Genomic DNA, 13647 nt, shown 5'->3' on the forward strand with positions numbered 1-13647 from the left:
CGCATCAGTTGCCGAGCAGATCGTCCAACGCTGAATCGAACCGCGGATAGGTGAACGAGAAGTCGTTGTCCGCCAACACTTTCGACACGGCATGACGACCCGTCAGGCCCAGGGCAGCGTCACTGCGCAAAAGGAACGCGCCGATTCTGACCATGAATGCGGGCGTCGGCGGCGCAGGTGGGCGATGAAGGTGCTTGCGCAGCCCGGCCATCAGTTCTGAGTTTCGGACGGGATCCGGAGCAGTCGCGATGACCACGCCCGAGGCAGCTGAATCGGGTTCCAGGGCCCACCGCACGATCGACAGCCAGTCGTCGATGTGAATCCAACTGGTCCATTGACTACCCGAGGCAACGCGTCCACCCAGCCCGAGACGCACGAGCAACAGGAGTCGTTCGAGTGCCGGCGTGCCTTTTTCCAGGACGACGCTGGTCCGCAGGATCACTACTCGTGACGTGTTGGCGCCCTCGACCGATGCCTCCCAGTCCTTTGCGACGTCGGTCATCTGAGGCGGCCCGTCAGCGAGAGGAGAATCCTCGTCCAATCGGCTCTCACCCGCATCGCCGTAGATTGCGAGCGTGCTCGCCTGGATCCACACCGGAACAGGGTTCGCCAGTAGTTTCGACGCTTCGACCAGCGCGCGGGTCGGATCGACTCGGGAACTGGTGAGCAATGCGATGTTTGCCGGTGTGGGTCGGCGATCGACCAACTCGCCGGCCAGATTGATCACCGCGGCGCCGTCGAGTTCTCCTGCCCAGTCGCCTACCGTGACGCCGTCCCACTGAACCTGCCTGTGTCTGCCGGGTTTCGGTGACCGAGTCAGAACCACGACGTCATAACCGCGGTCGGCGAGATCGTCGCTGATCCGGCGGCCGAGAGCACCGGTGCCACCGGCGATCACGACCTTCGCCATCACTGCGCCTGACTGACCGAGGACATGTGGAAATCGGGAATGCGCATCGGCGGCATCGCTGTCCGAGTGAACCAGTCTTTCCACTCGCGCGGGAGTGTGATCTCGGTGCGTCCAGCCTCGGTGACCCGCCGCAGCAGATCGAGCGGGCTCTCGTTGAAACGGAAGTTGTTGACGGCGCCGACGATCTTGCCGTCCTCGATCAAATACACCCCGTCACGGGTGAGTCCGGTCAACAGCAGCGTCGTCGGATCCACCTCACGGATGTACCAGAGGGTTGTGAGCAGTAGACCCTTCTCGGTACCTGCGATCATGTCCTCGATCGAGGTGTCGTCACCACCGGTCAGGATGAGATTCTCGCCGGGAACTGCGACAGGTCGACCGAATTCTCGTGCAGCGTGGCGTGGGTACGCCAGCGCATTGACGACGCCGTCTCGGACCCAGTCGACGGGTTCGATCTCTATACCGTTGTCGAACAGTGAGACGGATTCGCTCGACGACGTCGTGATCACGAACGGCGCGGACTGCAAGCCCTCGGCGCCGGGGTCGGAGGTCAGCGTGAGTGGCAAGGCACCCAGTTTCTCACCGATCCGCGTGCCGCCTGTGGAGGAAAGTGCGGTGTGCCCCTCTTCGGCGCCGCGACCCTCCATGGTCCACATCAGATAGATCATCAGGTCCGCCACAGCCGACGGCGGAAGAATCGTCTCGTAGCGGCCGGCAGGCAGGCTGACGGTATTGCCCGCCCAGTCGAGTCGAGTGGTCAATTGCGACAACAGGTTCGGTATCGAGATATCGCTGAAATCGACGGTCCCCGATCCGACCCAAGCGCTGGCGTCGCCGCGCTTACCGTTGATCTCCACGGAGCCGGTCGCTTGAGCAGTTCTGCGTCGCACGCCCGTCGAAGATCCGAGCCAGGTGGTGTGCATCTGGTGGTGGGCGAACCCGAACAGCTGGTCACCGCCGTCGAAGGCCGTGGACAGGTCGGCAGCCAACTGCGCGAAGACACCGATGTCGGTCAGGGCGGGCGGCAGGCCCCAGTCGGTCTCGGCCGCCGACTGGGTGATCAGGTCGGACGCGTCGTCGGCGGGAGTGGCTGTGCGCGCAGCTTGTTCGCTTGCTTTCACGAGTGCAGAAATCTGCTCCGGATCGACACTGCTGGAACTGACAGTGCCCACCTTCGCGATGTCTCCCTCGCGCACGATCGAGATCACCGTCCACGTCCGGGACAGCGACACTCCGTTGGTGGTCATCGAATTGTTGGCCCACCGCAGCGACGCCTCACTCGCATCGGTCACGATCACCAACGATTCGTCTACCGTCCTCGCGGCCAATGCACGCTCGACGACTTGCTGCGGATCGATCACTGCTGAGCCTCCGAACGAGTGTTGAGGATGTTGACTCCGCGGAACAGAGCGGACGGGCAGCCGTGGCTGACCGCCGCAACCTGGCCGGGTTGCGCCTTGCCGCAGTTGAATGCGCCTTGCAGGCGCCACGTCGACTCACCGCCGACGGCTTCCATCGAGCCCCAGAAGTCCGTCGTCGTCGCCTGATATGCCACGTCACGCACCTGGCCGTCGAGCTTTCCGTCGCGGATCTTGAAGAACCGCTGACCGGTGAACTGGAAGTTGTAGCGCTGCATGTCGATCGACCAGGACTTGTCTCCGACGACGTAGATGCCGTTCTCGACTCGCGAGATCAGGTCTGCGGTCGAGGTGTCCGTAGAAGGGTCGGGGGAGAGCGAGACGTTGGCCATACGCTGGATGGGAACGTGATGTGCGGAGTCGGCGTACGAGCAGCCGTTGGAACGCGTCAGCCCCAGCCTCGGCGCGAACACTCGATCGAGTTGATATCCGACCAGTGTTCCGTCGGCGACCAGATCCCACCGTTGTGAGGCGACTCCGTCGTCGTCGAATCCGACGCTGGCCAGGCCGTGCGCTTCGTTACGATCGGCGGTCACGTGCATGAGTGGCGTTCCGTATTTCAGCGTTCCCAGCTTGTCCGGCGTCGCGAACGATGTACCGGCGTAGGCCGCTTCGTAGCCGATTGCGCGGTCGTATTCGGTGGCGTGCCCGACGGATTCGTGGATCGTGAGCCACAGATTGGTCGGATCGATCACGAGATCGGTCGGACCTGCATCGACAGTGGGCGCCTTGGTCTTCTCGGCCAGCCACTCCGGGATCTGCGCGAGCTCGTCACCCCAGTTCCACGTGCTTTCCGCTCCGAGGTACTCCCATCCGCGCCCTACCGGCGGCGCCAAGGTACGCATCGATTCGAAGCTGCCGGCAGACTTGTCGACGGCAGTCGCCTCGAGTTCGGGGTGCAGACGCACCCGTTGCTGGGTGATCGACGAACCGGCCAGATCCGCGTAGTAAGTCTGCTCCTTGACCTGGAGGACACTCGCCGTGACGTGGTCCACGCCGTCAGCGGCTTGAAGCCGTCCGGAGTAGTCGACCAGCAGGGCTACCTTGTCGGCCGTCGGCACCGCGAAGGGATCTTCGAGATACGGGGACACCCACGTCGCGTCGGCGTAGACGGGCTCGTCGGCGAGGGTGACCGGATCCCGATTGAGCGAGCGCAATGCCTTCGCGACCTCGACCGCTTGGCGTGCCAGCGCAGCCGCGACGTCAGGGGACACCTCGGCGTGCGAGGCGAATCCCCACGTGCCGTCGACGATCACGCGGACGGCGACCCCGATCTCGTCTCCGTCCGACACGGCCTGAACTACGCCGTCGCGCAACCGGATCGACTGTGTGAGCACACGGTGGACACGAACATCGGCGTGCTGGGCACCGGCTGTTTTCGCCGCCGACAGCGCCGCATCAGCGACAGCTCGCAACGGGAGGGCGAGGAAATCTGCATCGACATCTCGGGTGACGGTCACGCACACGACGCTAGTCGACGACCGCCGATCTCAGCCGAACTGCTGCCATCCGAGGCGAATCACCATGGCGATCACGACAACCAACAGCGTGATCCGGACGAACCCGGATCCCTTGCTCAACGCCATCCGCGAACCGATGACCGCGCCGAGAACGTTGCACACCGCCATCGCCAAACCCAAACTCCACCAGACATGCCCGGTGACGGCGAAGTACGCGAGCGCGCCGAAATTGGAGCCGAGATTGATCACCTTCGCCATCGCTGCGCTCCGAACGAATTCGGTTCCGAGGAAGGTGGCGAAGCTGATGATGAGGAACGTGCCCGTACCGGGTCCGAGCAGACCGTCGTAGAGGCCGATGAGCCCGGCGGAGAGCAGCAGGACGAGGACGGTCTTGCGCTGCGTCGGACGATGAGTGGCGATCGTGGTCCCCAGCGTCGGACGCAGTGTCACGAAGACGGCGACAGCGACGAGGACCACCATCACGATCGGAATGAAGTACTTCTTGTCGATCAGTGAAACGGCAGCCGCTCCGCACGCGGCCGTCACCGCAGCCAACGCGGCTGCCGGCGCCATCTGCCGCCACTCCATCGGGATTCGACGCGAGAACGTGTACACCGCGGCACTTGTCCCGGTGAACGCCGTGAGTTTGTTGGTGGCCAGCGCCGCTTGCGGGGTCAATTGCGGGGCGACCAGAAAGAGTGCGGGCAACAGAATCAATCCGCCTCCGCCGACGACGGCGTCCACCCAACCCGCCGCCGTCGCTGCCGTCATCAGCAGTCCCCAATCAGCAATATCCACGGCGGTGACTCTTTCACAGCTGTGACACTCTTGAGCACATGCGGAGGTTCAGCCTGTGGCTGCGAGGAAAGCCGATGATCGCGGACAGCGCTCTGGCGCTCGTCTTCTTCGCGCTCGAAGTTGTCACGTTCGTCAGCTCGCCCCGCGAGGAGAGATGGCCTCAGCTCGTCGTCGGGTTTCTGATCTGTCTGCCGGTCGTGTGGCGCCGCAAGTTTCCGCGCACCTCGGCAGCGTCCATCTTGTCCATGTCGTACTTCGCAACCCTGGTGATGTGGGCGACGGGGGATCCGGCTGCGGAACATCCAGGTCTGCTGGCTCTCGGGGTCTCGCTCTACACCCTCGTTGCCTATGTCGATCGACGTACCGGGGCGATCTTCGCCTGCTTCCTGGCCCTGGACATGACTCTCTCGTTGCTCGTGATCCGCGAAGACGTGATCCTCACGATCATCATCGCGACACTGCTGTATGCACTCGCCTGGATCACCGCCGAGTTCTTGAGCGCGCGCCGCGCCTACGACGAGGAAGTGGCCGCCAGACTCGAAGTGGCCGAGTACGAACGGGATCGACGCGCCGAGGACGCGGTGGCCACGGAAAGAACCCGAATCGCCCGCGAACTCCACGACGTCGTCGCCCACGCGGTCAGTGTGATGATCGTGCAAGCAGATGGCGCCTCGTACGCGGTCGATTCCAATCCGGCGTTGACCAAGAAGGCGCTCGGCAACATCTCCAGCACCGGACGTGACGCGCTTGCCGAGCTTCGCCGTACCGTCTCCCTTCTGCGCACCGAGGTCAGCAGCGACGCGATGCCGCAACACGGAACAGCCGGTATCGCCAAGGTCGTCGAGATGATGCGTGCCGCGGGGCTCGGCGTGCGCCTCGAGCTGACCGGTGAACTCGACGACGTCAGTCCGTCCGTCAGCCTGGGCATTCACCGCCTCGTCCAGGAATCGCTGACCAATGTTCTCCGGCACGCCGGCGCAAACCCGAAGGCCCGAGTCACCGTGCGCCGCACCGAGACCGCGGTACTGCTCGAGGTCGTAGACAACGGAACGTCGAGTTCGACCTTCGCGCACGGCTCGGGCAACGGACTGGTCGGCATGCGTGAGCGGGTGGCGGTACTGCACGGAACACTCGAGACCGGCCGACGCCCCGACGGCAGTTGGCGTGTGTACGCAGAGGTGCCGCTCGAGATCCACGATTGATACCGGCCGGGATCAATCGCGTTGGCACCGACGTCTCTGGCCCGATAGGTTTACGCCGTGCCCATCACCGTGCTGCTAGTCGACGACCAGGAACTCATGCGGATGGGCCTGAACATGGTGCTCGAAGCACATAAGGACATTTCGGTCATCGGCGAGGCCGGTGACGGAGCCGCGGCAGTCGCCGCGGCGGTGGCGTTGAAGCCTGACGTCGTGTTGATGGACGTGCGGATGCCGATTGTCGACGGAGTGAAAGCGACGGAGCAGATTCTCGCGTCCGGGATCGAATCCAGGGTCCTGGTGATGACGACGTTCGACCTGGACGAACACGCGCTCGGCGCCCTGCGCGCCGGAGCCAGCGGGTTTCTTCTCAAGGACACCCCGCCCGAGGATCTGGTGTCGGCCATCCGCAGCGTGGCGGCCGGTGACGCGGTTGTTTCCCCGAAGGTGACTCGTCGGCTGCTGTCGAGATTCATCGTCGACGGGCCGGCACCGCGACGCGATCCGGTGGTCCTCGACGTCCTCACCGAACGCGAACGCGAAGTCCTCGGACACGTCGCCACGGGACTGTCCAACATCGAGATCGCACAGCAGCTGTACCTGTCCGAATCGACGATCAAATCGCACGTCGGACGGATTCTCACCAAACTCGACCTGCGTGATCGTGTGCAGGCGGTGGTGCTGGCCTACGAGACCGGACTGGTGACTCCGGGCGCGTAGGCCGGCCGCCGGTCAGGCTGCGAGCGCTTGGCTCTGCTCAGGCATCGAATGCGCCCACTGTGGGCAGCACGATGCAGGTCTTGCCGTCCGCGTAGTCGACGTTGCCGAACAGGGCGGCAAACACCTTGCCGTCACCGGTGTCTACAACCTTCGAGAGCAACGGCGTATCGAGTACCGGCAACTTCTCGTCCAACGGAACGATGCCACCCTTGAACGTGCCGATGTTGATCCAGGCGACACTCAACCCTGAGGTCTTGGGAATGCCCACGTAACCCGGGATTGCCTGGAACCGAAGGTGGTCGGCCTCGACCCACGGCGGCAACGGGAAGTTCGGACCGGCCTGTGCGGAGCTGAGGGTGACGGTGACGGGTTCACCGGCCACGCCACACCCGACCGTCGGCGCGGGGTACATGAACGACTGCGGCTTCGTGACGCCGATGTCCGGCAGATCGAGGGCGGCCGTGATCTGATCAGCGCCTGCCGTGCCGATCAACTGCTGAACAGCAGCAGAGGCTTCGGGGGAGATGGCTGCGGCCTGCGCGATCAGTGCGGCAATCCCTTCGGGTACTACCGGTTCTGCGGCCGCGGTTCCCGCGCTGATCATCGCGCTGCCGGCGGTGAGTGCCACGACGGCGGCAGTGCCGGCGATGGCAGCGGGAATGCGTCGGGCGAGTGTCTTGCCGGGGAGTCGGCTCATGTCGGGCTCCTTCATTTCATGAGGCCGGGAAATGCGGCCCGAAGTGACTTGACCATGCGCAGAGTCTCAACGTCAACTTGAGGTTTAGAATCGTTAGCGGAGCGTTAGTTAACGCCAGGCAAGTCGCATGTGAGCGACGGAGGCCCGTGTGACTCACGGCACCCCACTGTTTTTGCACCTGTGCGTCGTTGTCGGGAGAAAAACCGGCCCCCCGAGCGTTGAACGAATAGACCGTCTGAAAGGGGACGTCATGATCGCCGCCGTATTCCTCCTCTACGTGATCGTCGAGATCGCAGCCTTGGTCATCGTGGGCAACGCCATCGGTGTCGCCTGGACAGTGCTGCTGTTTCTCGCCGGTTCGCTTGTCGGATTGATCCTCATGCGTTCGCAGTGGCGACGAGTCATGGACGGCTTCCGCAAGGCCACGCGAGGTGAGGGGTCGCCGTCACTGGCGGTCGCCGACGGCGCCTTGGTGGCTGCGGGTTCCGCCTTGATGTTCGTGCCCGGACTCGTGACTTCCGTTCTGGGACTTCTCCTTCTGATTCCACCGACCCGCTGGGCGCTCCGCCCACTGGCGGTCCTCTTGGCAGGCAAGCGTGCAGCAGCATTTGCCGCCGGCGGTGACGCCTTCGCCGGAACCGTCGGCTATGCGTCACGCATGCGCGGAAACGGCGAGGTGATCGACGGAGAGATCATCGTCGAGACACCCGAAACCACCGAGTACGTCGCCAGCAACGGCAAGGAACTGGTCCTCGAGGGTGAGATTCTGGACACGGATACACCCACCCGTTCGCGGGGGCCGCAGCACTAACAGGCAGACTGGGTGCTCGTGACTACTCGTCTGCTGGTCAACGGCCGGATCTACAGTTCATTTGCACCTGATGCGACCTCGATCGCCATCACCGACGGCACCGTCGTGTGGGTCGGCGACGAGCGCGCCGGACGGGCGTTGCATCCCGCCGCGGAGGTCGAAGACCTGGGCGGTGCGTTTGTCACTCCGGGATTCGTCGACACCCACGTCCACATCACTGCACTGGGCCTCAATCTCGTCGGTCTGGATCTCGTGGGCGCGAACTCACTGGACGAATGCCTCTCGCGAGTACGAACATTCGCAGCGGCAAACCCCGAAACCGCCCATCCCGACGCAGTCATCTGGGGACACGGTTGGGACGACACCGAGTGGGCCGATCAGACGCCGCCGTCGACCGAAGATCTCGACGCGGCCGCCCCTGGCCGCAAGGTGTATCTCTCGCGGATCGATGTTCACTCGGCCGCGTGCTCGAGCGCATTGCGCGACGGGATCTCCGGCCTCGCCGACACTGCCGGATACTCGGCCGACGGCCCGTTGACCTTCGACGCACACCACCTCGCGCGCAATGCCGCTCGGAACCTGCTGACCGAAGATCAGCGCGCGTCTGCCCGCACCGCGGCGCTCGATCTGTGCGCCTCCCGCGGGATCGTTGCCGTGCACGAGTGCGGAGGACCGGACATCTCGGGATTGACCGACTTCCAGGAACTGCTGGCCCACGACCACGGCGTGGAGGTTCGGGGCTATTGGGGTGAGCGCGTAGACAGCGAGTCGGATGCTCGGGCACTCCTCGACAAAACCGGAGCGCACGGACTCGGCGGGGATCTCTTCATCGACGGCTCGCTCGGTTCGCATACCGCGTGGTTGCTCGAACCCTATGCAGACCAACCAGATTCGACGGGTAATGCTTATCTCGACGTCGACGCGATCGCCGCACACATCCGGGCCTGCACGCTTGCAGGAGTCCAGGCCGGGTTCCACGCCATCGGTGACGGCGCCGTCTCGTCGGCAGCTGCCGCGTTCCGCAAGGTCGCCGACGAACTGGGTGGCCCCAAGCTCGCTGCGCTGGGTCACCGTCTCGAGCACGCGGAAATGATGTCGATGGCCGACGCGGAGACCTTCGCGGCGTTGGGCGTCATTGCGAGCGTCCAACCGGTATTCGACGCACTGTGGGGTGGCACCGACGGTCTGTACGCCACACGCCTGGGAGACGACCGCGCAGCAGCGTTGAATCCGTTCGCACCCGCTGCCGGTAAGGGTGTCTCACTCGCATTCAGCTCTGATGCCCCGGTCACCCCCATCGAGCCGTGGGCGATGCTGCGCGCCGCTGTCCAGCACCGCACCGACGGAAGTGGAATCTCGCCGCGTGCGGCCTTCTCCGCGGCAACACGCGGAGCCTGGCGCGCGGGCGGAGTGCGGGACGGCGCAGCGGGAACCCTCAATCCGGGCGCACCGGCCTCCTACGTGTTGTGGGAGGCAGGCGAACTCGAAGTGAGCGCACCGGCCGATTCGGTTCAGCGATGGTCTACCGATCCGCGCTCGCGAGTACCCGCTCTGCCGAGGTTGGCGGAAGATGCGCCGATTCCGGTCTGCATCAAGTCGGTTCATCGTGGACGCGTTGTCTATCAGCGCGGCTCGACGAGTGAGTGAGGCCGGCGCCCAGGCGCCCGTCGGTGACCGCTCACGCGTGAATGCGGTGCTCACCGGTTCCGCCTGGCTACGTTCGCTGTACGCAGCCGCAGGTGGATTCCTGATCTTCGCCGGATTCCCACCCCGCCCCCTGTGGTTTCTGGCGCCAGTCGGGATCGCTCTTCTGACATGCGTGTTGACGAACTTCGGTCGTGGCGGACTGCGCCTTCGTGCCGGATTCGGTTACGGGTATCTGGCCGGTCTCGGTTTCCTGGTGCCGTTGCTTCCGTGGATCGGTGTGTTCGTGGGCGCGGTCCCGTGGATCGCGTTGGCTGCCGTGGAGTCGTTGTTCATCGGACTGTTCGGGTTGCTTGCGGTCCTGGTGGCGAGATTGCCGTGGGCGCCGTTGTGGATTGCCGCGACCTGGACGCTGACCGAGTGGCTTCGTTCCAGCGTTCCTTTCGGTGGATTTCCCTGGGGCAGGCTCGCATTCGGCCAATCCGAAGGGTGGCTCCTCCCACTCGCGAGTGTCGGCGGTGCGCCGCTGCTCAGCTTCGCGGTGGCCCTGACCGGTACCGGCTTGGCAGCAGTTGCCGTCGCTGTCGCGGCCAAACGATGGGACCGCGGATTCTTCGGAGCTGTTGCCGCCGTACTCGTGCCCGTGATCGTTGCTCTTGTGATGTCGCCGTTCCTGTCCACCATGGATTCCGGAGACCGAACGATCACCGTCGCCGCCATTCAGGGAAGCGTTCCGCGGTTGGGCTTGGACTTCAATTCGCAACGCAAGCAGGTCCTCGACAACCACGTCACCGAAACCGTGAAACTTGCTGCCGAGGTCGACGCAGGCCGCGTCGATCAGCCTGACGTCGTGATCTGGCCGGAGAACGCCTCGGACATCGACCCCCTGCGGAACGCCGATGCCGCGGCCGACATCACCCGAGCCTCCGAAGCCATCGGAGCGCCGATTCTTGTCGGCACCGTACTCGTGAATGCCGATCGTACGACCACCAATTCGGTGATCGTGTGGGACGGCGCCAACGGTCCTCAGGAACAGCACGACAAGAAGATCATTCAGCCGTTCGGCGAATACCTGCCCTACCGAAGCTTCTTCCGGAACTTCTCCTCGTACGCCGATCGCGCGGGTAATTTCGTACCCGGCGAGGGCAACGGTGTCGTCCACGCAGCGGGTGTACCGATCGGCGTCGCGACCTGCTACGAGGTGGCGTTCGACCGAGCGTTCCAGGAATCGGTGCGCAACGGTGCGCAACTGCTGGCGGTACCGACCAACAACGCCACCTTCGGGGACACCGAGATGACGTATCAACAGCTGGCAATGTCTCGTGTGCGTGCAGTCGAGCACGGCCGCGCCGTCGTTGTCGCCGCAACCAGTGGTGTCAGTGCCATCATCGGTCCCGATGGTGCAGTGACTTCGCAGACCGACCTGTTCGTGCCGGCGGCACTGGTGGCGAAGGTGCCACTCTCGACCAGCTCCACTCTCGCCACTCGAGTAGGCCCGGCGCCGGAGATCGTGCTCGGCATCATCGCGGTCGGCGCGATTGCCATGGCCGTGGTAGCCCGGCGCCGAGATCAGGCTGAGCAATCACCCGAGGAGACTGCGGCAGTCTGAGCCGAGCAACGGATATCGGGCACTCGATGTTCCGAGGGGCACCTACGCGGGTACTCGCTGTGCCACCCGTTCCTGCGTAAAGGCGGCCTCCCGTGACCGAGCCAGACAAGACCGAGCCTGAGAAGACCGAGCCCCAGACTGCAGTTCGCAAGACCAGTGTCGTCGACGCGGTTCTGCAGTCACCTCTCGCCGGCCTGTCACCGTGGATCCTGCTGTCTTTGCTCTCCGGGCCGGGAAGGTTCGAGGAATCCGCGGCCGCTGCGCTCGGGTTGTCGCTGCTGATCTTGGCGGCCAGTCACCGGCGCGGCGGTACCGTGAAGCTGTTGGAGGTCTTCGACGTCGTGTTCTTCGGCGTTCTGGCATCCATCGGGCTCCTCGCGTCGGCGAACACGATTCGGTGGTTCGAACTCTGGGGCGGGGAACTGACCAACATCGCACTGGTGGTCTTTGCCTTCGGGTCGATCCTGCTTCGTAATCCGTTCACGTTGCAGTACGCGAAAGAGTCGACGCCCGAAGAGTATTGGACGACGCCACTGTTCTTGCGCATCAACTACGTCATCACGGCAGTGTGGGCTCTCGCCTTCACCTGGTCGGCTGCGGTGGGCCTGTTCGGAGATGCACGGCTGCACGACGGTGACAACTTCTGGACCGGATGGATTCTGCAGTTGCTCGGAACGTTCTTCGCGATCTCGTTCACCGAGTGGTATCCCGAGTACGCGCCGAACAAGGCTGCTCAGGCGCAGGGTCGCGAAACCGAACCCCCGCAGTCGATTTTCAGGCTGTTCGACTTTCTGCCGGTGTTCGTAGCCGTGACCGGTATTGCGGGGCTGGTGACCGACTCGGTTTCCGTGACCGCGGGCGTCACATTGATTCTGGTCGGCGTATTCGGGCATCTGGCGATGCGAAGGTTCACCGTCGACTAGTCCGCGAACATTCGGGGCAGTCGAATTCGGACGCCGCTCGACAGCTGGAAGTTTGGTGTGTCGCAGGGTGGGGGATACAGCTCACACTGGTGCACGAAGCAGTGCCGATGGTTCTCCAGCGCGAATCCAGGATTTGCGCACTGTCGGCCCGTGAGTGCGCCTGGATGCTGAATGACGCTGTGCTGAAACATTTTTCACTACGGCGAGGCATCCCGGAGTTGCCACGTCGAAGAAGGGCCGAAGTATGACGTCGACTTGTGAACGATCACTCCCCGAAGAACGAGAAAGACCGCCCGGTGTAGAACCGGACGGTCTTGATCGAAGTGCTAGTTCATGCGCCGCGACGCTTGGCCTTCAGCAAATCGAGACGCTCTTTGAGGAGCTCTTCGAGTTCCTCGACCGAGCGACGCTCGAGCAGCATGTCCCAGTGGGTGCGGGGAGGCTTGACCTTCTTGGCTTCGGGAGCAGTTCCCTCCATGAGGGTGCCTTCGAGTCCGTTACGGCACAACCAGGTGCCGGGGATCTCGGCTTCGTCCGCGAACGGGATGTCGAAGATCTCGCCGTTCTCGCACTTGTACTTGGCCATACGACGGGGCGCGAGGTCATGGTCACGGTCGGTCTCGTAGCTCACAGCTCCGAGACGGCTACCTCGAAGTACGCGATCTGCCATGGTGGTGTCCTCTCTTCGTTCGTCACCGCTGGTGGGCGCCCTGACTTGGGGAGTAGACGCTCACACTCATCTACAACGCCACGAGCACCCGATTGGTTCCCGTGTGGCGAGAAGACGCAACCTCTCCATCTTACCGGGTGCCGTGCGCGTTCATCGAAGGCGTCCGAATCTCGAGTACAGTGTCGACTCATGGCTGAAAGCACACGCGTCGGATCACCGCAGACTGCGCGTTCCGGAAATCCGTGTGTGTGGTGTGGCCGCGAGGTTGCGGTCACGGGAGTGGGTCGACGTCGCCGGTACTGCAGCCAGTCCTGTCGCCAGCGCGCATACGAGCAGCGCAACGCCGTCAAGGGCACGTCCATCCCGGCTGATGCCGTCATCTTGACCGCAATCGAGGCTGTCGAACTGGTGGATCGAATGTTCGAGGTTCGCTGCGCCGCCGAAGATGTAGCGACAGCTGTCGCCGAGGGCGCCCAGAGTTCCGAGCTCACGCAGTTATGTGAACGGTTGACCGAACTTGCCCGTGAAGCCGAACGTTTCCGGTGAAGCAGGTGTGGGCAACCGGTTTCTAGCCTTGCGTCGAGCACTGCAGCACTGCGGTGCTCCTGACGCCTGACGACGACAAATTTTGATCCTGAGTTCGGACCTTCGGGGAGGTTCGGACTTCGAAGCGACCCTTCGTCGAGGTCGATGACCTTCGGCTGCGCTCTCGCAGGATCGCCACATGGTTTCCACTCGATATCGAGGCGGTGCGATGTTTCTCTTCAATCCCCGAGCCACAGTTCCCG

13 protein-coding genes are annotated in these 13647 nt (G+C 63.8%); 7 read left to right on the top strand and 6 right to left on the bottom strand.

Going from position 1 to position 13647, the window contains the following annotated elements:
* Positions 1-4: 4 nt before the first annotated feature.
* The 4 genes from DBV08_RS19695 to DBV08_RS19710 are packed head-to-tail and all read right to left on the bottom strand — an operon-like array spanning position 5 to position 4586.
* Positions 5-910, bottom strand: coding sequence for a TIGR01777 family oxidoreductase (locus DBV08_RS19695; protein ID WP_124568572.1), 906 nt, complete (start codon positions 908-910; stop codon positions 5-7).
* A complete protein-coding gene (locus tag DBV08_RS19700) occupies positions 910-2271 on the bottom strand; it encodes a metallopeptidase TldD-related protein (RefSeq protein WP_124568573.1) in 1362 nt (453 codons plus the stop codon). The genes DBV08_RS19695 and DBV08_RS19700 overlap by 1 nt, the downstream gene beginning before the upstream one ends.
* Positions 2268-3788 carry a TldD/PmbA family protein gene (locus tag DBV08_RS19705; RefSeq protein WP_124568574.1) on the bottom strand — a complete coding sequence of 507 codons (1521 nt, stop codon included), beginning with the start codon at positions 3786-3788 and terminating at the stop codon, positions 2268-2270. Before DBV08_RS19705 ends, DBV08_RS19700 begins: the two co-directional genes overlap by 4 nt.
* 30 nt (positions 3789-3818) lie before the next feature.
* Entirely contained in the window at positions 3819-4586 is a 768-nt protein-coding gene (locus DBV08_RS19710) for a TSUP family transporter (protein ID WP_095970119.1), read from the bottom strand.
* A gap of 38 nt (positions 4587-4624) precedes the next feature.
* On the opposite strand from DBV08_RS19710, the gene DBV08_RS19715 reads away from it, so the two are divergent.
* Both DBV08_RS19715 and DBV08_RS19720 read left to right on the top strand, forming a co-directional pair.
* On the top strand, positions 4625-5788 hold the full coding sequence (locus DBV08_RS19715) for a sensor histidine kinase (RefSeq protein WP_185564764.1): 1164 nt from the start codon (positions 4625-4627) through the stop codon (positions 5786-5788).
* Positions 5789-5845: 57 nt separating this feature from the next.
* Complete coding sequence (locus tag DBV08_RS19720) at positions 5846-6505, top strand: response regulator transcription factor (RefSeq protein WP_124568575.1); 660 nt, start codon at positions 5846-5848, stop codon at positions 6503-6505.
* Between the two features lie 37 nt (positions 6506-6542).
* Here DBV08_RS19720 and DBV08_RS19725 read toward each other — a convergent pair whose 3' ends face one another.
* Positions 6543-7202 (bottom strand): hypothetical protein, encoded by a 660-nt coding sequence (locus DBV08_RS19725; RefSeq protein WP_095970261.1) that lies wholly within the window; start codon positions 7200-7202, stop codon positions 6543-6545.
* 250 nt (positions 7203-7452) lie between these two features.
* On the opposite strand from DBV08_RS19725, the gene DBV08_RS19730 reads away from it, so the two are divergent.
* The 4 genes from DBV08_RS19730 to DBV08_RS19745 all read left to right on the top strand — a co-directional run bounded on the left by DBV08_RS19730 (position 7453) and on the right by DBV08_RS19745 (position 12189).
* Positions 7453-8013, top strand: coding sequence for an FxsA family protein (locus DBV08_RS19730; RefSeq protein WP_124568576.1), 561 nt, complete (start codon positions 7453-7455; stop codon positions 8011-8013).
* 12 nt (positions 8014-8025) lie between these two features.
* Positions 8026-9660, top strand: a complete 1635-nt coding sequence (locus DBV08_RS19735; RefSeq protein ID WP_124568577.1) for an amidohydrolase — start codon at positions 8026-8028, stop codon at positions 9658-9660.
* A 37-nt stretch (positions 9661-9697) separates the two neighbouring features.
* Positions 9698-11266, top strand: coding sequence for an apolipoprotein N-acyltransferase (gene lnt / locus DBV08_RS19740; RefSeq protein ID WP_124568677.1), 1569 nt, complete (start codon positions 9698-9700; stop codon positions 11264-11266).
* 92 nt (positions 11267-11358) lie between these two features.
* On the top strand, positions 11359-12189 hold the full coding sequence (locus DBV08_RS19745) for a hypothetical protein (RefSeq protein WP_095970123.1): 831 nt from the start codon (positions 11359-11361) through the stop codon (positions 12187-12189).
* Between the two features lie 331 nt (positions 12190-12520).
* On the opposite strand, the gene DBV08_RS19750 is transcribed toward DBV08_RS19745, so the two are convergent.
* On the bottom strand, positions 12521-12859 hold the full coding sequence (locus tag DBV08_RS19750; RefSeq protein WP_003944971.1) for an RNA polymerase-binding protein RbpA: 339 nt from the start codon (positions 12857-12859) through the stop codon (positions 12521-12523).
* Between the two features lie 189 nt (positions 12860-13048).
* Between DBV08_RS19750 and DBV08_RS19755 the strand changes: the two genes are divergently transcribed.
* Positions 13049-13405: a hypothetical protein gene (locus tag DBV08_RS19755; protein WP_172436540.1), complete on the top strand. Its 357-nt coding sequence runs from the start codon at positions 13049-13051 to the stop codon at positions 13403-13405.
* The last annotated feature ends 242 nt before the right edge of the window (positions 13406-13647 follow it).

The organism is Rhodococcus sp. KBW08 (genome assembly GCF_003852455.1).
GTDB classification, from domain to species: domain Bacteria; phylum Actinomycetota; class Actinomycetes; order Mycobacteriales; family Mycobacteriaceae; genus Rhodococcus_F; species Rhodococcus_F baikonurensis.